The organism is Primorskyibacter sp. S187A, from assembly GCF_049800955.1.
Classification (GTDB): Bacteria; Pseudomonadota; Alphaproteobacteria; order Rhodobacterales; family Rhodobacteraceae; genus JAKVBH01.
On the sequence record NZ_JBNAGA010000002.1, the window covers coordinates 1059897 to 1080115 of the forward strand.

Consider the following 20219-nt stretch of genomic DNA (forward strand, 5'->3'; position numbering starts at 1 on the left):
CAAACCCAAAACAGCCCGCGCACCTGCCGGGCTGTTTTCTTTTGGCATGGAGAGCATCCTCTGCTTTGAGCCGAAGCCTTGCCAGATGCCGCGCCGTGCGCGCAGAGCTGTGATGGGCAAAAAGCCGGCGTTGATCTGCGCAAGGACAGCCCAAAGGGGATGTTCAGCGCACAGTCTGGTTGCTGCGCCCTTGTGAGGCCTGCGCCCGACCACCCGTCCGATCCCGGGCACGCAAGGACGTTGCCGCATCGGGATCACACAGGCGCACCCGGCCTCATGCGTCAGCATCCAAAGCAAAGTCAGGTGCAGCTGAGGCCCGTATCGCCTCGGAAAACCGCCGCGACAGCACGCCATCGCGATAGCCTTTCCTTTTGAGCAATCCGATAGGGCGGGCGATTGCGGGCGCGGCCACGGGTTTGACCAGAAAAGGCGCGCGCTCCTGTGCAATGATGGCGGATTTTGGCAGTGGCGCGATGCCCAAACCGGCGCAGACACAGTCGAGAGCCGTGGTTGTTCTGCCAACTTCAATGGTCCAGACCAGTGGCACTCCGGTCCGCGCCAAGGCGTCGTCGATCAACATGCGGTTTCCAGTCCCGCGCCGTGGCAAGATCAGGTTTTCCTCCGACACATCCGCCCAGCTCACATTTGGTCTGGAGGCCAGCCGGTGCTCCGGCAACAGGGCAATGACCAGGGGATCATCGAATATGAACTCAAAGGTGGTTGTCGGTTCGAACGCGGGTACCGGACAGATGCCGATATCAGCTTCGCCTTCGGCCACTGCTTCGGCCACTTCGTTGGCGCCAATGTCCAGAACCCGGTAGCGCGCCGACGGAAACTCCTGCTGCAGGCATTTCAGAGCCGGTGCGAGCAGCCCTGCAATGACGGTCGGAACGGTCGCGATTGTCAGGGATTGAGACAGCTGATGCGCATAGGCTGAGCTTTCGTCCCGCAAGGCGCGGGCGGTTTCCCGCGTTTCGCCCAGGATATGCTCGGCGCGCACTTTCAATCGTTTTGCGGCGAGTGTGGGCCTGACATCGCGCGTCGTCCTGTTGAAAAGCGGAGTGTCCAGCGCGACTTCAAGCTTCCGGATGCGCCGGGTGACCGATGATTGCGACAATCCGAGATGCGCTGAGGCAAGATGAAACGAGCCTGTTTCAAGGACCGCGAGAAAGGCCTCCAGATCCGTGAAATCAAAATTAATCCGCATATTGCATCAATGGGGAGAAAAGCTGCATTAGTCAAATAAATAGGCGGATGGTAGAGCTTCGGGGGAAGCAGGGGATATCATGGCGCATACACCAGACATCGTGATTATCGGCGGCGGCAACGCAGCTCTTTGCGCAGCGATCACAGCGGCAGAAGCTGGTGCCAGCGTACTCATTCTGGAGGCGGCGCCCAAAGCCTACCGGGGCGGAAACTCCCGCCACACCCGCAATTTTCGCTGCATGCACAGCGGGCCGCTGGGGCCTTTGGTGGAGAGCTACAGCGAAGAAGAATACTTTGACGATCTGCTGAAGGTGACGAAAGGCAAGACCGACGAGCATCTGGCCCGCCTGGCCATCCGGACCTCCGAGGAATGCCTCCCCTGGATGCAGGACCACGGCGTCCGGTTTCAGCCGTCGCTGTCGGGCACGCTCTCTCTGGCGCGGACAAACGCCTTCTTTCTTGGGGGCGGCAAAGGGCTGGTGAACGCCTATTACCGCACGGCGGAAGCGCTGGGTGTGCAGGTCGCGTATGATGCCGAAGTCACCCATCTGGAGATGGAGGACGATCGGGTCATCTGGGTCGATTACACGCAAAACGGCGCCTCGGTCAGGCTCACGCCCAAATCCGTGGTGGTCGCCTCCGGCGGGTTTCAGGCCGATACCGATTGGCTGGCCCGCGCGTGGGGCCCTGCCGCGAGGAACTTTCTGATCCGCGGCACGCCCTACAACCGCGGCGTTGTTCTGGCGGATCTGCTGGAGCAAAAGGTCGAACAGGTCGGCGATCCGACGCAATGTCATGCCGTGGCGATCGACGGGCGGGCTCCGAAATTCGACGGCGGCATTGTGACCCGTCTGGACTGCGTGCCGTTTTCCATTGTCGTGAACAAAGACGCGGAGCGGTTCTACGACGAGGGCGAGGACATCTGGCCGAAACGCTATGCCATCTGGGGGCGGCTGGTCGCCGGGCAGCCGGATCAGGTGGCTTATGCCATCATCGATGCCAAATCGATTGATCTGTTCATGCCCTCCGTGTTTCCACCGCTGAAAGCAGACACCATTGAGGACCTTGCGGCTCAAATGGAGCTGCCTGCCGATGCGCTGCGGGCGACTGTCGATCATTTTAACGCGGCGTGCGGCGATACCTCCGGGTTCAAGCCGACGGAGTTGGACAATGTCGCGACCTCCGGCATCACGCCCGCGAAGACCAACTGGGCCCGGCCGGTCAACGCGCCGCCCTTTTATGGCTATGCGCTCAGAACTGGCGTGACCTTCACCTATCTGGGCCTGAAGGTGGACGAGAACGCGCAATGCTCGGTGGGCAACCGACCCGTGCGCAACCTGTGGGCTGCGGGCGAAACCATGGCGGGATCGATCCTGGGTCAGGGATATCTTGCGGGATTCGGCATGACCATCGGCACTGTTTTTGGACGCATCGCAGGGCGGGAGGCCGCAAAACATGCAAATTGATCTTTTTGCCGAGGCGCGCCGCCAGGCCGAAATCTGCAATGCGTGCCGGTATTGCGAGGGCTATTGCTCGGTCTTTCCCGCGCTGCACCGCGAACGCGCCTTTGCGGATGGCGATATCACGCAGCTTGCCAATCTGTGTCACAATTGCCGGGGCTGCTATTATGCCTGCCAATATACCGCGCCCCATGAATTCGATCTGAACCTGCCGAAGGCCTTGGCCGAAGTGCGGCAGGAGAGCTGGAAATCCCATGCGTGGCCCGCGGGATTTGCAGCCCTGTTCGATCGTTCGGGCGTCGCGATTGGGCTGGGCGTGTCCGTGGCCATTGCCTTGCTCTTTGCGCTCGCGCAGGGGCTGCGTCCGGCGGGAGGGGAGGGCTTTTATGCCTATATGTCCCACTCCCTGATGGTGGCGATTTTTGCGCCTGCCTTTCTTCTCCCGCTTCTCGCGATTGCGATGTCGCTTGGCTCATATTGGAAGAGCGTTGGCGGCGGGCGCTTCCATCTGGCCGATCTGATCGCGGCCGCGAAATCTGCGGGGCGGATGAAGAACCTCGAAGGCGGCCATGGGGAGGGGTGCAACTTCGAGGATGAAGACCGGTTCAGCCACGCGCGGCGATACTTCCACCAGGCGACGCTCTACGGCTTCTTGCTGTGCTTTGCCTCGACCTCCAGCGGCACCATTCTGCACTATGGGTTTGGCTTGCACGCGCCTTACGGGCTTTTCAGCCTGCCGAAACTGTTCGGAGTGCCCGGTGGCATCCTTCTGTGTATCGGGACCGCCGGTCTGGCCTATCTCAAAACCAAGGCTGACCGGAACCTTGGGGCGCCCAGGGTTTGGGGCGGCGAAATGGCCTTTGTGCTCTTGCTCTTCGCTGTCAGCGCGACAGGACTGCTCCTCTACGCGGCAACGGGCACAGGCCTGGTGGCCTGGTTGCTGCCGATCCATCTTGGCACGGTGCTGACGTTTTTCGTGCTGACGCCCTATTCGAAAATGGCGCATGGGTTTTACCGCATGGCGGCGCTGACACGTGAAGCTGAAAAGCAACGGACACAATAAGCGCGGATGCAATGAAGGAGACGGCGATCCCCCAGCGGCTTGAAAATCTGCCACGGGGCGGCGCGCTCAGAGCGGCCATCAACACCGGCAATCGCGCTCTCGTGCAGCAAGGCGAGAGCGGCTTGCACGGGATCAGCCCTGCCTTGGCGCGCCGTCTGGCCACTGAGCTTGGCGTGCAGCTTGAGCCGGTTGTTTATGATGGTGCAGGACAGGTGTTCGAGGATGCAGATCGCGACCGCTGGGATGTGGCGTTTTTGGCGGTAGACCCGAAGCGCGCAGAAAAGGTGGCCTTCACGCGGCCCTACATCACAATCGAGGCGACCTTCGCCGTGCGCGCGGGCTCAGCGATAGAAGACGTCCACCAGGTGGACCGCGACGGCCTGCGGCTTTTGACCTCCAAAGACTCGGCCTATGATCTGCATCTGAGCAAGATGCTCCAGCATGCCAAACACGACAGGTCGGGCACCCCGTCCGAAAGCTTTGAGCGTTTTCGAAGTGGGGGGTGGGACGCGGTTGCCGGGGTGCGCGCTTCGCTCGAACAGGCCTTTGGTGCCGACCCGGATTTTCGCATTCTGCCCGGCGTGTTGACCAAGGTGGAACAAGCGATGGTTTTGCCCGGCCATGATCACCCTTTGATCGATGTGCTCGATGCCTTCGTCGGGCGGTGCATCGCGGATGGATTTGTGGCCTCGGTCCCGAGTGGAGCGCATGTGTCCTAAGTCGCCACCTCCGGATTGATGACATGGATTGGCGCGCCATCGGCAAAGGCATTCACCTGATCGAAGATGTCGGAGAATTGCAGGTCGAATTCGTCCTCGGTCACATAGCCAATATGCGGCGTCGCCAGCACGTTGGGATGCGTCAGCAGCAAGTGATTTCTATCGGTCAGCGGCTCGCTGTCAAACACGTCCACCGCTGCGTGGATGCGCCCTTGGGCAATCTCGGCCTCCAGCGCCCCGGCGGCGACCAGACCTGAGCGCGAGGTGTTCACGAAAAGCGCGCGCGGTTGCATCGCGCCCAGATCGTCTGCGGTGATGATCCCGCGTGTTTCGGGCTTGAGCCGCACGTGCAGGCTGACAATGTCAGAACTCGCAAAGAACGCTTCGCGTGACGTGGCCACGGTTTCCCCGTCTCGCGCGGCGCGGGCGCGCCCGGCCTCAGACGACCACCATTGCACCTTCATCCCTATGGCCTTGGCATAGCCCGCCACGGCGCCCGCGATGCGGCCATAGCCATAAAGACCCAGCGTGCGCCCCCGCAAGGTCCGGCCCACGCCGCTTTGCCAGGTGCCCGCTTTGAGCGAGGCGGTTTGTTGCGGAATTTGCCGGTAGCTGGCCAGCATGAGGGCCAGCGTATGTTCTGCGGCTGCATAGGAGGGTGTGCCGCCATGCATGTTCGAGCACAGCATCACACCATGCGCCGTGCAGGCCTCCACATCGATATGCGGATAGACGCTGCGCTGCGAGATCAGCTTCAGTTTGGGCAAGCGCGATACCAGATCGGCCCCGATTTTGGTGCGTTCCCGAAAGAGGACAAGCGCTTCGGCGTCTTGGACCCGCTCCGCAAGCAATAATGGATCGGGCTGGTGGTCGGTCCAGACGGTTACGTCATGGCCCCCGAGTTTTGCATAGCATGGAAGACCGCGCAGCGTGTCGAACCAGTCGTCGAGAATATGTACTTTCATCGCCGTTCACTCCCCGCAAACCTTGTTGGCATCCGCGTCGCCGCGTCGAAGCGCGATGGCGCCTTGTGCCGCCCGGAGGCCCGGCCTCCCGCAGCGTGACGGATCCGGCCCGCCGTCATGTCCCATCCCAGACGTCACTGGGAACAAAGACCTGTCCAGCGGCCAGTTTGCGGGCTGTGCGGACCAGTCCGGCGGAATTCAGAACAAACCCATCGGACGTGTTGTCAAAATCGACCAACACGTCAATCGACCCTGAGGCATGTTCCAGAACGATCTTTGCAGGCGTCTCATTGGGCACATGTGCGAGGCCCTTCGCAACGGTCCCCGGTGTCAAGACGCAGGATGCCAGACACTGCGCCCCTGTGACGGCCATGCTCGGGTGACATTTCCACGGCATGAAATAGCGGGTTGTAATTGTCCCACCTTCGCGAGCCGGGGCGAGCAGGCCGAATTTCGGTGTCACGGAGGCCGAGACATCGCCCATCCCCATCAGCGCACCGGCCTTGCGGCGCAGAGGCTCCATCCGGTCATAAAAGGCTGTATTGGCGTCCAGCTCCGCCGCCGTTTCATACCCCGTGAGCCCGAAGCTCTCCGCACGCGCGATCACAATGGGCATGGCCACATCCATGCAGGTCACCTCGATGCCGTCAATCGTGTCCACGTGGTTCCCGGTTGGCAGAAAGGCCCCTGTGACGCCTCCGACGGTGTCTTTGAATTGCAGGGCCACGGGGGCGGCGGTGCCGGGCACGCCGTCAATCCGCGCTTCGCCGTCGTAGCTGACAGCTCCGTCCGGCGTCTGAACAACCGCCGTCACACGCGCGCCGGTGTTCACCGCCAGGATGTTTACGGTCGTTTCAGGCCCGGTGGGTTCAACCAGACCCATTTCGATTGCCGCGGGCCCGACGCCGGAGAGGATATTGCCGCAGGTGGGTTTGAAATCCACAAGTTCGTCTTCGACGCTGACCTGGGCAAAGAAGTAGTCAATATCGGCCCAAGGATCGGCGGAGGGCGCGAGCATGGCGACCTTGGTTGTCACAGCCGCGCCGCCGCCAATCCCGTCGATATTCAAGGGATGCCCCGCGCCCACCATGGCAATCAAAACGCGCGCGAGCGTCTCGCGGTCTTCGGGCAGATCAGCGCGTTTCATGTAGGGGCCGCGCGACGTGCCGCCGCGCATGAAGAGAAAGGGAATGGCCGTCTGCGTCATGCCGCGTTCCTTTTGAGGGCGGACACAAGGTGATCCGCGAAGGCTTGCGTGCCCAAGGCACCGCCGAGATCGGCCGTGCGCGTCGCAGGGTCAGCGAGCAGATGCGCCACGGCGGTCTCGATACGCCCGGCGGCGCCATCTTCGCAGAAGTGGCGCAAGAGCATGGCGAGCGACAATATCAGGGACACGGGGTTGGCACGGTCCTGTCCGGCAATATCGGGCGCTGACCCATGCTGAGCCTGTCCGGCGGCGTGGTTCGGGCCTGCGTTCAACGAGCCGGCAAGCCCCAGGCCGCCAGCCAGCTCCGAGGCCAGATCGGACAGGATGTCGCCAAACATGTTGGTGGTCACGAGAACATCAAACCGCTCCGGGCTGCGCACGAGATGCGCTGCGGCGGCGTCCACAAGAACCTCTTCATAGGCAATGCCGGGATAGCTCGCAGCCACGCTCCGCACCACATCGAGAAACAAACCGTCAGAGAGCCGCATGACATTGGCTTTGTGAATCGCCGCCACCTTTTTGGCGGGGCGCTCCGCGGCAATGGCAAAGGCCCGTTCGGCGATCCGCTGTGAGGCGTCATGGGTGATGCGCCGCATGGCAAGTGCCACGCCGGGCACCGGCATGAATTCTCCCGGTCCCTGATGCATGTTGCGATCGGCATAAAACCCTTCGTGGTTCTCGCGCACCACGATCAGATCCACAGGTTTGGCAATCGGATGCGGCAGCCCGGCCCAGGATTTTGCCGGTCGGATATTGGCATAAAGATCAAGCGCTTTGCGCAGCGCGCCGGAGGGGTTCACGCCACCGGCGCTGACGGGGGGATACTCATTGTGGGAGACCGGTCCCAGCAAAACGGCATCTGATGCCTTCGCCCGCGCGATCACATCCTCCGGCAAGGTCGTGCCATCGCGCTGCAAGGCCGCAAAGCCGATATCTGCCTGCGAGATCTCTACCGCGCGGTGCAGATCGGGCCGCACAGCCTCAAGGACCTTGAGCGTCGCGCGCATGATCTCCGGGCCGATCCCGTCGCCTTCCAGACACAAGAGCTTGAGTGAGGGCATCGGCATTATCCCAGCGGCCAGGGCAAGTCAGCGTAGTCTTGCAAGAGACCGGGCGGAAAGTCGCGGTTGAGCAGCCACGCCATGAAGCACATGAACGCCAGCCCTGCCGCCATATATGCGCCTGCAAGCGCGATCGAGAGACCGGCGCGGATCTTCATGAAACTGAACAGGAAAATGGCCAGGGCGAGTACGAAACCCAGCACCGAGGTCAGCACCAGCAGCCCTGCAAACCATGCAAGCGTGGGCCACAGGCCATAAGTGGCCTCGGCATCGTCTCCCTCCCGCTCGCGATCTGCAAACATCGTGTCCGTCTCCGGCTTGAGCATCGCGCGCACGATGAGTGCGAGGCACCCGACAAGGCAGACAGCGCCGACAAACATCGGGAAGACGCGGTCCCGGCTGTAGGACGGGATAGACGCCGCATCATAGAAGGCGTAGGCGATATAGCCCGTCACGGCGAGCAGGAAGATGAACGGCGCCCGTTTGCTCCCCGACTGCACATCGCCCTCCGCCATGATGTTCTTGGCCTGACGCAGGCCAATGACGACGGAGAGGATGGTGATGATCAACAACACGATGACGATGGGCGAGAAGATGTATTCAAGCCCTTCTTCAAAGCCCTTGCGGAACCGTGATGAGGCAATCTGAACGGCCTGGTTGGCGTAGTTCTCCGCCGGTGTCGACAGCACGAACCCGATCAGGAAGGCCGGACGCGACCAATCAAAGCGGCGCATCAGGATGCCCAGCAAACCAATGGCAAAGAGCGCGACCAGGTCCATCAGGTTCTGGCCCGACTGGAATGCCGCAAAGCTGATGATCATGAACAGGAAGGGCGCGAGCAGAACAAAGCGGATGGTGGTCAGCTTGGCGATGCCGCCGGATGCGGCGATGCAGATGACTGTCCCCACGACATTGGCCAGGGCCAGCAACCACACGATGGAATAGGTGATGTCGAGGTTGTTTTGCAGCATCGCCGGGCCGACCTCGATCTGCCCCGATCCCAGCAGGGCAATCGCGCCGATAAAGATCGCCATGGAGCCCGAGCCGGGAATGCCAAAGAGCAATGTCGGGACAAGCCCGCCGCCCTCCTTGGCATTGTTCGAGCTTTCCGGACCGATCACGCCACGCACTTCGCCTTTGCCGAAGTTGGACTTGTCCTTGGTGGTCTGCACCGCATGGCCATAGGCAATCCAATCCACCACAGAGCCGCCCAGACCGGGGATCACGCCGACGACGACACCGATGATTGAGCAGCGCACCGACAGCCAGATATTGGCGAACCAGTCCCGGACGCCTTCGAGCCACCCGCCGCCCAGTTGCGGCTCGGAGGAAATGGCGCGGTCGCGGCGCAGAAGCGAGATGATCTCGGGAATGGCGAAAATGCCCAAACCGACAATGACAAGCTTCAGCCCGTCCGTCAGGTAGGGAAAGTCGTAGGACGACATGCGCAGATCGCCCGACGAGGCGCCTTCGCCGATGGTGCCGACCAACATGCCGAGCCCCGCAGCGACGATCCCTTTGATCGCAACACGGCCTGCGAGGATGCCGACCATCGACAACCCGAAGATCGTGATCATCAGCAGCTCAGGCGTGCGGAATTCCAGCACGATCGGTCGCGCGATCAGGATGAAACCTGTCAGAAACGTAGCACCCACCAAGCCGCCAAAGAGCGACGAGGCAAAGGCCGCCGACAATGCGCGCGCCGCCTTGCCCTTTTTGGCCATGGGGAACCCGTCAAGCACTGTGGCCTGACTGGCCGAGGAACCCGGTATCCCCATAAGCACGGAGGCAAAGGTGTCAGACGTGGGCACCACGGCGACCATGCCAACCATCAGGGCAAGCCCCAGGATCGGGTCCATTCCAAACATGAACGGCAATAGCAGCGACAGGCCCGCAATGCCGCCCAGACCGGGAAAGACACCAATGCACAGCCCCATGACCACACCGAGCACCAGATAGCCCAACACAATGGGCTGCAAGATCAGTGCCCAGGCGTCTGATAAAGCCGGCAGAGCCTCCATGATAACGTCCATGGCTCCAATTCTCCCCTTGCTTGTAAAAACGCCCCGCGAGGGCGGGGCGCTCAAAAAACAAGGATCAGTTCAGCGAGACGCCGTATTTTTCCTGCAGCCAGTTGACGATGAACGCCTTGGCTTCAGGGGAGACAGAGGTTGCGCTGGCCTTGGCTGTTTCCGCCGCGGCCCCTGTCATCTGGGGATACTTGCCTAGGCGCTTGCTGGAAATCTCGGCGAAATCCGCACGCGCTTTGACGGCTTCAAAAGCGGCGGTGTAGGTCGCCATCGCGTCCGCCGAGGCGCCTGCGGGCAGGAACACCATCTTTTGGGCCGGGAAGCCTGCGATGAAGAAGGCTTTCCATGCATCCCACTTCTCGCCGGATGTCTCGCAGGCGGGCGTTGCGTCACAGACTTCCTTGAAGGTCGGGATGTCCGGGAAGGTCGGATCGCGCACAATGTTGCCCGCATCATCCAGTGCGCCCCATGTCATCATTGGCACAGCCGTGCCCGCTTCCACCAGCGGCGTGACGCCGGAGAGGTAGGACGAGGAGGTCTGATAGTCGATATTGGCTTCGCCGCGCTCAAACATCAGCCGGCCGTCGCCGCGGCCCTTGATGCCCATGACACTCTCGACATTCAGGCCCAGCATTTCCCATGCCAGCGTTGGCACGAGGTCAAGCCGCGTGGCGCCCTGGTTGCCGTAGATGAAATCCTCGCCTTGAAGGCCCGTGGCGTCCATCCCGTCCATTTTGGCCGCAAGCTCTGGCGGCAGATACGCGACACCGCCGGTACCGGACGCGAGGACGACATTCCAGTCGGCATAATCATATTTGACGCGCGGATCGCCCAGCAGGAAGGGGAATTGCGTCGAGCCCGAAGAGCCGAAGATCAGCGTGCCGTCGTCGTATTGCTGTTCCTGAAAGAAGTTGGCCCCTTTGGTCGAGCCAGCGCCGGGCATGAATTTGACAACAACCGTCGGCTGACCGGGCAGGGCCTCGGACAGAAGCGGCGCATAGAAATTCGCCCATTTCGCTGATCCGCCGGTTTCGGAGAATGGAATGATCCACTCAACGGTTTTGCCTTCAAGATCGATGCCATGGCCGCCAGCAACCGCGCCGGTTGCAAAGCTTGCCGCTGCTGCTGCCACGAGACTGCAGGCCACGCGGCGCGTGGTTTTTGTGATGGACATATGTTCCTCCCAATTTGCGCATTTGCTCAACGCGACTTTTCGAATCATCCCGGGGTGTCCGCCCCTGTTGATGGCGTTACAGTGACCTGCGAACCTTGCGTGAAACTTTCGACACGGGAGCAATTGCGATGCGCATCACTCTGGTTGAAGACAATACCAGCCTTGCCAAGGGCATAACCTACAGCCTTGAGGATGCCGGTCATGCCGTGGATCATCTCGACAATGGCGATCACGCACAGGAATTCCTGAAAGATGACCGCTCCGACCTCATTATTCTCGACATCAACCTGCCCGGGCTTGATGGGCTTTCGCTTCTCAAAGAGCTGCGCGAGCGGGGCGATGTGCGGCCTGTGATCCTGCTGACGGCACGGGCAGACACCAAAGACCGCGTCGTGGGGCTGGATGCGGGCGCGGACGATTATCTCATCAAACCTTTTGAAATGGCCGAGCTGGAAGCGCGCGTGCGTGCCCTGTTGCGGCGCAGACCCTCGCCACAGCAACAGGTCCTGACGGTCGGCCCGCTGCAATTTGACGTGTCATCGCGCCAGTTTCTGAACGCGGGACAGGAGATTGCCATTCCGCGCCGCGAACTGTCCGTCTTCGAATGCCTCGCGATGGCCAATGGCCGGTTGGTCTCGAAATCGGCCCTGATTGAGCATTGTTACGGGACAGGTGCGGATGTGGAAGACAGCGTTGTCGAAGTGCATGTGTCCAGGTTGCGGGGCAGGCTCAAACCCTTCGGCGTCCAGATCAAGTCTCAACGCGGCTTGGGATATCAACTGCGTGTGGACGACGTCGCATGATCTTTCCCTCTTTGCGCTCCAGATTGATTGCGATCATCCTGACGCCGCTTTTGATCATCGCGGCGGGCGTCGCCATCTGGCAATACTCGGCAGAGACCGCGCGCGCCAAGGACATGTTTGACCGGGGATTGCTATCCGCCGCACTGGCGATCTCACGAGATGTTGCGATATCTGACGGCGACGCGCTCAGCCCGAACACACGAAGTTTGATCAACAACACATCGGGCGGAGAGGTTTTCTATCACGTCTACGCCCCTGATGGTGTGTTTGTGACGGGATATTCAACACCGCCCGTGTCTTCCCTGGTAAGCGCGGCCAATCTCGCCGAACCCGTCTTTTATGATGCGAGATATCAGGGAGAGGACGTGCGCGTTCTCAGGTTTCAATATATCACGACTGTGGGCGACGTGTCGGGTGTCTTCAATGTGACGGTCTGGCAAGATGCGGATCTCAGGCAGGCTTTCGTGAACGAGTTGGTCATCCGCTCGATCACGGGCATCGCATTGCTGGTGGCGTCTGTGGGCCTCATCGTGTGGTTCGGTGTGGGCTTTGGCCTTCGCCCCTTGCTTGATCTGGAGAGCGCGATTGCAAAACGCTCCGCCACCGAGCTGGAGCCAATCCGCCGTCAGGTGCCCGTGGAAGCCCGTGGCATCGTCACCACGGTGAACACGCTGCTGGATCGCGTTTCACGGCGCATCAGTTCCAAGGATGAATTCATCTCGAACGCCGCGCATCAGCTGAGAAATCCCGTGGCCGGCGTCCTGGCCCTTGCAGAAGCCGTCGAGAACGCGCCCAATCCCGAAGCCGCCAGAACGCGCAGCGCAGAACTGGTAAAAGCGGCCCAGCAAACCAGCCGTTTGACTAATCAGCTCCTGTCGTTCGAGCGCGCGGCTGGCAGCGATTTTTCGGCCAGTTCCGAAGTGCTTTCCCTGAAAGCTCTGATCCATGACGTATCTGACAGCTTCCGACCGGACGCCGCGAAAAAGGGCGTTGTGCTTTCCTTGAGTTTCACCGAGCAGGATCCGCAGATCGTCGGTGACCGGGTCATGATTCAGGAAGCGCTCCTCAACGTACTCAACAACGCGATTGTCCATGGCGGACCGTCTGTAGACACTGTCCTGATCCGTCTGTCGCAGACCACGTCAGATGCGGTGGTTCAGATCAATGACAACGGCATCGGCATTCCTGCCGATCAAAGACAGGTGGCCATCAGCCGGTTTGGGCAGGCAGGCGCTGGCCCTGGCAGTGGATTGGGACTGGCGATTGCTCAACGGGTCATGTCTCAGCATGACGGACACTTGCACTTGCTGGACGACCCCGATGGCGCAGCCGTTCAAATGGTCTTTCCGCGTGTCGCCGCGTAGAACGCGCGTGGTCCATACATTTGGCCGTGGAAACAAATCCTAGCCGACATTTCCGATCTCAACTTGGCTTCGTTGGAAAGTTGCGGGCATATCGGCTTTCGTTGCGCCAAAGGCAGCGAGCAACACGTGTGAGAATGGCCCAGCTACTCAAAGTCGAGTGATTTTGGTGGCGGGATGTAAGCCTCCGGCCCCAACCGGACATTGACCAACTGGTTGCATGGGTCCGGTTGCAACCCGCTGAGCGAGTGAACGCGCCCGACGGTCGGATCTCTGCGCTGCCAGAGCCCGCCCCAAGAAACACCGCGTTTCCTGGGCGCCTTCACGACGTCCAGTGGCCCATAAGTCGGCGGAGAATAACCGTTTTCGTCCTGCCCCATGTTCTGTTTCATCGGCGGTCCAGTCCGTTGACGATCCATCAAGCAGTGTCGTCAAGGAAAGCCTCGGCAAAGGGATGATGCGCGCTGTTGCGCTTGTCCTTTGCGGCGTTGCTGCAAGAGACAATCATTGACGTCGGGTCCGGGTTCGGAAGAGCGGGTGAGGGCCAAGAAAGTGAGCCGCCAGCAAGGCGAAGACGTGCTCTTTCATGCCGACGGTATCGTTGCGTCGATCCAGAATGCCATGGCGCCCTGATTGCGTGCTTTGGGCGCTTCTCGGTCATTCCCCGCGTTGGAGCCTCATGGCAGGTCGGGCCGGGCCAGGACGGCCCGGCCGCCAGCGGTCAGGCGTCGGTTACATCTGCGATCCATGTGCCGGCGGCAACGGCGCGCGGCAGCCCCAGGGTGCCGATGGCCAGCAGAGCGACCTGATGCAGGTCCGCCTCGCTGATGCCCTGCTCCAGCCCGCGGCGGGTATGCGAATGCACCGCCCCTTCGGATCCGGCCCCGATGGCAAGCGCCAGCTTGACGAGCCGCCGCTCCCGCTCGGTCAGATCACCGGCATGTGCTGTGGCCTCTCCGAGGGCGGCATACGCCTCCCAGACTGTCGGGTGTTTTTCGGACAGCGCTCCGGCGGCCCCTGGTAAATCGCTAGACATGGTCTTCCTTTCGCTCAGCTTTGCGGACGCTCTGCGATGGCGTCCTCGAATTTTGCCTTGGCCCGCTTGGGCATCCTCACGTCGAGGAAATCCTCGGCAATCTCACCATCGCCGACATGGATCACCATGACCATCCCCATCCCGAGATGAGGTTTGCAGATCACGCCGATGGTGCCCTCGGCTGTCAGTTCGATCTCGATCTCCTGGTTCACCTTGCCCTTGAACGCCTTCTGGCCCTCGGGGACCATGCCCTTCATGGTCTCCGCGTTGTGGCCGCGGTCCACGGCCAGAAACTTCACGGTGTCACCGGGCTGGGCGGCAATGAAGCGCGGCTCGAACACCATGGCGCCGGCCTCACCTTTGTTCAGCATGCGCACCTCGTGGGTTTCGGCGAAGGCCAGCGAGGAGGTCAGGGCCAGTGCGAGTGCGGCCAGTGTGGGTGTCAGATTCATGTCGTTCATCCTTTTTTCTGTAGGTCTTATCCGCCCAGAGCCGACATATGCCGCTCCAGGTTGGGTGTTGAAATCGTGGCCGGATCGAAGCTGTGTCGTTCCGGCTTGTGCCAAAGCGCCTCGCGGATCGCCGCAATCACGGCGGCGTCAGAGCGTTGAGCCGCGTCGCGCAGATCAACCGACCCTTCCTCGCCGAGGCAGGTGAACAAACGTCCCGTACAACTCAGCCGGACGCGGTTGCACGCGGCACAGAAATTGCAGGACATGGGCGAGATGAACCCAAGCGTGCCGCCGGTCTCAGCGACCCGAAAGACCTGCGCGGGCCCTCCACTGGCGTTGCGGGCAGGTGTCATCGTCCACCGTTGGCTGAGGTCCTTGCGCAGGCTGGCGTTGGACAAGCAGGTTTGCCCCCGGTCGCAGCCAGTCTGCCCAAGCGGCATTTCCTCGATGATCGCAAGATCCATCCCGCGCCCGTGGGCGAAGCGGATCAGGTCATCGACCTCCGCCTCGAAGGCGCCCCGGCTGGCCACCGCATTCAGCCGGATATGCAGACCAGCGGCGCGCGCGGCGTCGATGCCGTCCAGCACACGCTGGATCGTGCCAATCCGCGTCAGCGCGCGGTAGCGGTCCGCATCAAGCGTATCGAGCGAGACATTGACCCTCCGCACGCCGCAGCGCACCAGATCCTCGGCATAGCGGGCGAGACGCGTGCCATTGGTTGTCAGCGTGATCTCATCGAGATTGCCGGACGCGCGCCAGGCAGCCAGCCCCTCGAAGAGCTCCATCACATCAGAACGCACCAGCGGCTCGCCCCCGGTGATGCGGATCTTGCGGGTGCCATGGGCCACGAAGACGCGCGCCAGCCTCAGCATCTCCCCCACGCTCAAAACCTCGCGGCGCGGCAGGAAAGTCATTTTTTCGGCCATGCAATAGGTGCAGCGCAGATCGCAACGATCCGTCACAGACAGGCGCAGATAGCGCACTGCGCGGCCAAAGCTGTCCACAAAGGGCGCAGAATTGGAGGCATCAAACGGCATGGCGCAATTCCTCGGTCGGGCAGACCCAGTCCAGCACTGCCGCGCGCTCCATCGGCAGATCGCAGGCAAGGCCCGCACCAAAATCCGCCCAGGCCTCCGCATAGGTTGGCCGCACGGCCGTGAGAACCGGCACGCCCAATGTCATGGCCTTGCCAATCAGATCCCGAAAGCCACGTCCCTCGCTTTCGCCCCGGCCAAAGCGGTTGAGGATAAGCAGATCGGCGCCTGCCTCCAGCTCCTGTTCCAGATACGACGCGCATTCTGCCAGCGCGCCGGGATGCAGTCGGCACCCACGCGAGCCGTTGCCCAGTGGTTGCGAGATGCGGAACGTCCGGTTCGAGCCGAGCGTCGTCAGGTCCATATCGGCGCAGTGGCACTCACCGCCCTCCGCGCCGCGGGTCTGAAGCGCGCCGCGCACGCGCATATCGCATTCCGACAAGCTCCGCGCGATGTCGGCAAGAAAGCCGTCGATGTCACCACTCTCAAAACGGATCGCAGCCAAGGGAAGGAAGGTCATTGTGCGCCTCCATCATAACAGAACGGGCGCCAGAGAAGCCGGTCGCCGGAGGTGATTTCAGATGTGGTTGCCGGAACAATTGCCAGCCCGTCCGCCCCGCTGAGCGGCAAAAGCGTCGCCGAGACGCTGCGGCCCAGCCGTTCGAGGATGGGTGTTCCGTGGCCGTCAAAGCCGCGCCGCCGCACGGGGAAAACCTCCGCGCGCCCTGCCTTGCGTGTCCAGTCAAACCCGGCAATCGCCGGCACGGGTGCAAAGGGGCGGGGGGTCTGACCGGACAGACGCTGGATTTGCGGCAGGACAAACAGGTGAAAGCCCACATGCACCGCAAAGGGGTTGCCCGGCAGGCCGGTCACGATTGACGGGCCAAGTTTGCCGAACATGGCGGGCTTGCCGGGTTTGATCGCCACGCGCCATCCCTCGATCTGACCGCCAGCGGCTTCGAACGCGGCGCGGATGTGATCCTTGCCGCCCATGGAGACGGCCCCGGAGGTCACGATCAGGTCATAGCGCCCGGCAACCTGCGCCAGCGCGCTTGCCGTCGCGTCCAGATCATCGGGCAGGATGCCCAGATCATCCACCTCCGCGCCCGCCTCGGCGGCCAGCGCCAGAAGCATCGGACGGTTGGCATCCGCGATCTGCCCCGGCCCCAAAGGACCGCTGCGCAGTTCATCCCCAGTGGAGAAGACCGCAACACGCGGGCGGCGCGTCACCGTGATCTGATCGACCCCATTGGCCGCTAGAAGACCGATGTGATGCGGTGCAATGCGCTGGCCTGCGGGCAGCAATGGGGCGCCCAAGGCCTGATCACTGCCTGCAAGACGCAGGTTTGCGCCGGGACCTGGCTTTCGCTCAACGTGAACCTTGTGGCCCTTGTCGATGCAATCCTCGATCATCACGACACTATCCGCGCCCTCGGGCATCATCGCGCCGGTAAAGATGCGCAGAGCGGCGCCATCCGGCAAAGGCCCGGGCACGTCACCGGCCGCAACAGTCCCGGCGATGGGCAGACAACACCGCCCTTCGAGATCAGCGGCGCGCAGCGCAAAGCCATCCATCGCGGCATTGTCGAAACGGGGCAGCGCGCAGGGGGCCGAAACATGTGCAGCGCTTGTGCGACCGCGTGTTTTGCCAAGCGGCAGGGTCTCGGTTTCTGCAAGGGGCGCGACCAGAGCCAGCGCCCGGTTCACCGCATCCTCAACGCGCATCAACGAGGCCGTATTTTGCAAACGGTCACAGCCGCAGCCCGATTCGATACGCTCCATATGCATTGCTGCCTCCTTGAGAAATGATGAGAAGAAAGATGAAAATCTCGCCTGTGTACGGAGGCCGGATGAACCGGCCTCCCACTGAGTTGGTGATCCGAGCTTAATTCGCCGCGTCGGAGGCATTCTCCATCAGGTATTCCATGACCAGCGTGGCTTCGGCCTCATCGAGACCCGCGCGGGGGAACATGGACGGCGTGATGCCTTTCCACTGCTGCTGCGAGAAGTGGGAGGGTTCGCGCGGGCCGTGACAGACGGTGCACCGCTCGTAGAAGATTTTCTCGCCCGGTCCCATATTCGCCATCAGCTTGTCGGTGATGTCGTAGATCCGATCGAGGCCGAGCTTGTCCTCGTCCAGGGCCGCGAGTTCGTAATCCTCGATGATCGCGGGTTTCTCATAGGCCATGTTCGGGCCCTCGGGGTCTTCACACTTGCGCATGTAGCACAGGGTTGTGTTGGCAGTGGTCGCCTGGGATAGACCCGAGGAGCGCTGTGTCGAGGTCAGGAAGTTCACCAGACCCGAGTTGCACCGCCCCTTGCTGTCAAGCTGTGGCCATGCGCCCTCATAGATCGAGATGACACCGGGCATGATCTCATCGCTGACAACGGCGCCTGCAATCACAGTCCCGCGGTCATTATACAGCTCGACCAGATCACCATCGGCAATCCCGCGATCCGCGGCATCCTGATTGTTGATCCGCACGGGCTCGCGGCCCTGCACCTTGTAAAGGTCGCGCAGGCTTTCGGATTGGTCCATCTGGCTGTGCAGACGGTGCCAGGGGTGCGGGCTGACCACGTGCAGCTGACCTTCCTTGGCCACACCGAGATATTCGTGCTTTTCAAGCCAGATCGGCATGGCGGGCATGTCGTCGATCTCGTATTTCTTGAAGTCTTCGCAATACATCTCGATCTTGCCCGAGGTTGTGTGCAGCGGATTGCCTTCGGGGTCTTCATAGAACGCGCCGTGGCGGGTCCATTTGCGCGCCTCCTCTGGCACGCCCATGAAGGCATAGCCCTTTTCCCAGAACTCCTCGAACGGGGTGTGTTCTGCCGCGCTGGATTTCGCGTAAGCTTGCTGGATGTGGTACATCTTGTCTTCACCATCGGTGAACTGCGCCCACAGACCCAGCTTGTCGGCCAGACCCTCGAAGATCTCGTAGTCCGGCAGGCTCTCGCCCACGGGTTCGATGACCTTTTTCATCGCGTAGACCTTGTCGTTCGAATAGGTCCCGCCGGAGGTGATGTCGTCCTGTTCCAGGCTTGAGGCGGCAGGGAACACAATATCGGCCCAGCGGACAGCAGCGGTCCACCACACATCGACCGAGATGATGGTCTCGACCTTCTCAAGCGCGCGGATCAGCCGGTTGGTATCCTGCTGGTGGCTCATGAAGTTGTTGCCCGCGTTGAAGACAACCTTGATGTCCGGGTAGGTGTGGGTGTTGCCGTTGTAGAAGACCTCCTTGCCGGGGTTTTCCAGCGCCTCGGTGATCCGGCTCGCAGGGACAACGCCCTTGACCCAGTTGCGACCCTGGCTCATGCCCGATGGCGTTGATTTGCCCGATTGGGGCATGCCGCCGTTGCCGTAGTGCCAGCTGAAGCCCACGCCGCAACCCGGCTTGCCGATCTTACCGGTCAGGGCTGCGAAGTTCACGATCGCCCAGTGGGTCAACTCGCCATGCTGCGCCCGTTGCAGCGCCCAGGCGCCGGCGATGTTGGTGTTGGAGGTCGCAAACAACTCGGCCAGTTCGCGGATCTTGTCGGCGTCAATGCCTGTGATGCCAGCGGCCCATTCCGGGGTCTTGGCCTCGCCGTCATCCTCGCCCTTCACATAGGCGATCCATTTGTCGGCGCCGACAGTGTAGCGGTCCATATAGGCCCGGTCTTCGAGACCCTTATCGAGCACGTGATGCGCCATGCCGAGGAACAGCGCCACATCGGTGTTGGGCACGATCTGCACCCAATCGGCATCGAGATATTCGTCAGACGCGGTGCGCTGCGGGTTGATGGAGATGAATTTAACGCCTGCATCGCGGATGTCTTTCCAATGCGCATACATCCCATGATCGGCCACACGATATTCGATGCGGTTGTTCTTGATCGGGTCACAGCCCACAAGGACGAACACTTCGCCCTCATCGCGAATAGTCTCCCACGCCGATTGCGCGGAATAGACCTCCATGTCCCCGATGATGTGGGGCAGAGAGATCTGCGAGGCACCGGCAGACCAGTCGCCTTGCGTGTTGGTGCAGCCGCCCATGAGGTTCAGCAAGCGGCCTTGCAACACGTTCGGACGGAAGCTGCCCGCGTTGGACCAGCCGCCATAAGACGAGCTGAAGATTGCCTCGTTGCCGTGATTGGTCGCGGTATCCAGCAGCGCCTTGGCCGCAAGACCCCAGGCAGTATCCCAATCGACGCGGACATATTCTTCCTTGCCGCGCAGCTCGGGCTTGATGTCGCCGCTCTCCCATCCCTCAAGATAGGATTTCCGTACCATCGGATAGTTGATCCGGCTCTTGTCATAGGTGCGGTCCTTGATGCCGTAGGCCAGCATCTCGGTCGGCTGGGCGTCAATCTCCGTCATGGACGAGATGTTGATCAGCTTGCCTTCGCGCACCACGGCCTCGAAGGGGCCAAAGTGGGTGGCGTGGAAAATGCGGTTGGCGTGGGAGTTGGGGTCAATCGATGCAAGTGCGGTCGATCCCATCAGATTGGCGACACCAAAAGCGGCGGCGCCACCTTGCAAAAACGCGCGACGGGTCGGTTGGGAAAAGGACATGCTGGCCTCCTGTGGCTGACGATCTGACGCCACATTAGAAGCTGTGTGCACCGGGCTCGTTGACCCGCAGCAAATGCAATTGTGCGAAGA

General features: G+C 61.6%; 17 protein-coding genes. 5 read left to right on the forward strand and 12 right to left on the reverse strand.

What is annotated here, in order from left to right; genetic code table 11:
* Nucleotides 1–274: 274 nt before the first annotated feature.
* Entirely contained in the window at nt 275–1207 is a 933-nt protein-coding gene (locus ACP15S_RS16190) for a LysR family transcriptional regulator (RefSeq protein ID WP_425040667.1), read from the reverse strand.
* 79 nt (nt 1208–1286) lie between these two features.
* Between ACP15S_RS16190 and tcuA the strand changes: the two genes are divergently transcribed.
* Genes tcuA through ACP15S_RS16205 form a run of 3 tightly spaced genes read left to right on the forward strand, consistent with a single transcriptional unit; the run spans nt 1287 to nt 4448 of the window.
* Complete coding sequence (gene tcuA, locus ACP15S_RS16195; RefSeq protein WP_425040668.1) at nt 1287–2672, forward strand: FAD-dependent tricarballylate dehydrogenase TcuA; 1386 nt, start codon at nt 1287–1289, stop codon at nt 2670–2672.
* Nucleotides 2662–3729: a tricarballylate utilization 4Fe-4S protein TcuB gene (tcuB, locus tag ACP15S_RS16200; RefSeq protein ID WP_425040669.1), complete on the forward strand. Its 1068-nt coding sequence runs from the start codon at nt 2662–2664 to the stop codon at nt 3727–3729. Before tcuA ends, tcuB begins: the two co-directional genes overlap by 11 nt.
* A gap of 11 nt (nt 3730–3740) precedes the next feature.
* Nucleotides 3741–4448 (forward strand): transporter substrate-binding domain-containing protein, encoded by a 708-nt coding sequence (locus ACP15S_RS16205; RefSeq protein WP_425040670.1) that lies wholly within the window; start codon nt 3741–3743, stop codon nt 4446–4448.
* Here ACP15S_RS16205 and ACP15S_RS16210 read toward each other — a convergent pair.
* The 5 genes from ACP15S_RS16210 to ACP15S_RS16230 all read right to left on the reverse strand — a co-directional run bounded on the left by ACP15S_RS16210 (nt 4445) and on the right by ACP15S_RS16230 (nt 10885).
* Nucleotides 4445–5413 (reverse strand): D-2-hydroxyacid dehydrogenase family protein, encoded by a 969-nt coding sequence (locus ACP15S_RS16210; protein ID WP_425040671.1) that lies wholly within the window; start codon nt 5411–5413, stop codon nt 4445–4447. The two genes, ACP15S_RS16205 and ACP15S_RS16210, sit on opposite strands and share 4 nt — an antisense overlap.
* A 115-nt stretch (nt 5414–5528) precedes the next feature.
* Nucleotides 5529–6620, reverse strand: a complete 1092-nt coding sequence (locus tag ACP15S_RS16215; protein WP_425040672.1) for a 4-oxalomesaconate tautomerase — start codon at nt 6618–6620, stop codon at nt 5529–5531.
* Nucleotides 6617–7687, reverse strand: a complete 1071-nt coding sequence (locus ACP15S_RS16220) for an isocitrate/isopropylmalate dehydrogenase family protein (protein ID WP_425040673.1) — start codon at nt 7685–7687, stop codon at nt 6617–6619. Before ACP15S_RS16220 ends, ACP15S_RS16215 begins: the two co-directional genes overlap by 4 nt.
* Nucleotides 7687–9714, reverse strand: a complete 2028-nt coding sequence (locus ACP15S_RS16225; RefSeq protein WP_425040674.1) for a tripartite tricarboxylate transporter permease — start codon at nt 9712–9714, stop codon at nt 7687–7689. The genes ACP15S_RS16220 and ACP15S_RS16225 overlap by 1 nt, the downstream gene beginning before the upstream one ends.
* A gap of 64 nt (nt 9715–9778) precedes the next feature.
* On the reverse strand, nt 9779–10885 hold the full coding sequence (locus tag ACP15S_RS16230) for a tricarboxylate transporter (protein WP_425040675.1): 1107 nt from the start codon (nt 10883–10885) through the stop codon (nt 9779–9781).
* A 128-nt stretch (nt 10886–11013) separates the two neighbouring features.
* Here ACP15S_RS16230 and ACP15S_RS16235 point away from each other — a divergent pair, with 128 nt between their 5' ends.
* Together ACP15S_RS16235 and ACP15S_RS16240 are read left to right on the forward strand one after the other, a co-directional pair.
* Nucleotides 11014–11688: a response regulator transcription factor gene (locus ACP15S_RS16235; RefSeq protein ID WP_425040676.1), complete on the forward strand. Its 675-nt coding sequence runs from the start codon at nt 11014–11016 to the stop codon at nt 11686–11688.
* The gene (locus ACP15S_RS16240) at nt 11685–13052 is read left to right on the forward strand and encodes a sensor histidine kinase N-terminal domain-containing protein (protein WP_425040677.1); all 1368 of its coding nucleotides are present in this window, start codon (nt 11685–11687) and stop codon (nt 13050–13052) included. Before ACP15S_RS16235 ends, ACP15S_RS16240 begins: the two co-directional genes overlap by 4 nt.
* Nucleotides 13053–13770: 718 nt before the next feature.
* Here ACP15S_RS16240 and ACP15S_RS16245 read toward each other — a convergent pair.
* From ACP15S_RS16245 to ACP15S_RS16270, 6 genes are all read right to left on the reverse strand, one after another.
* Nucleotides 13771–14085, reverse strand: coding sequence for a carboxymuconolactone decarboxylase family protein (locus tag ACP15S_RS16245; RefSeq protein WP_425040678.1), 315 nt, complete (start codon nt 14083–14085; stop codon nt 13771–13773).
* Between the two features lie 14 nt (nt 14086–14099).
* Nucleotides 14100–14537: a pseudoazurin gene (locus ACP15S_RS16250; RefSeq protein ID WP_425040679.1), complete on the reverse strand. Its 438-nt coding sequence runs from the start codon at nt 14535–14537 to the stop codon at nt 14100–14102.
* 26 nt (nt 14538–14563) lie between these two features.
* Entirely contained in the window at nt 14564–15574 is a 1011-nt protein-coding gene (gene moaA / locus ACP15S_RS16255) for a GTP 3',8-cyclase MoaA (RefSeq protein WP_425040680.1), read from the reverse strand.
* The gene (locus tag ACP15S_RS16260; protein ID WP_425040681.1) at nt 15564–16091 is read right to left on the reverse strand and encodes a DUF2478 domain-containing protein; all 528 of its coding nucleotides are present in this window, start codon (nt 16089–16091) and stop codon (nt 15564–15566) included. The genes moaA and ACP15S_RS16260 overlap by 11 nt, the downstream gene beginning before the upstream one ends.
* Nucleotides 16088–17359, reverse strand: coding sequence for a gephyrin-like molybdotransferase Glp (gene glp, locus ACP15S_RS16265; protein WP_425040682.1), 1272 nt, complete (start codon nt 17357–17359; stop codon nt 16088–16090). The genes ACP15S_RS16260 and glp overlap by 4 nt, the downstream gene beginning before the upstream one ends.
* A gap of 97 nt (nt 17360–17456) precedes the next feature.
* A complete protein-coding gene (locus ACP15S_RS16270; RefSeq protein WP_425040683.1) occupies nt 17457–20129 on the reverse strand; it encodes a molybdopterin-dependent oxidoreductase in 2673 nt (890 codons plus the stop codon).
* Between the last annotated feature and the right edge of the window lie 90 nt (nt 20130–20219).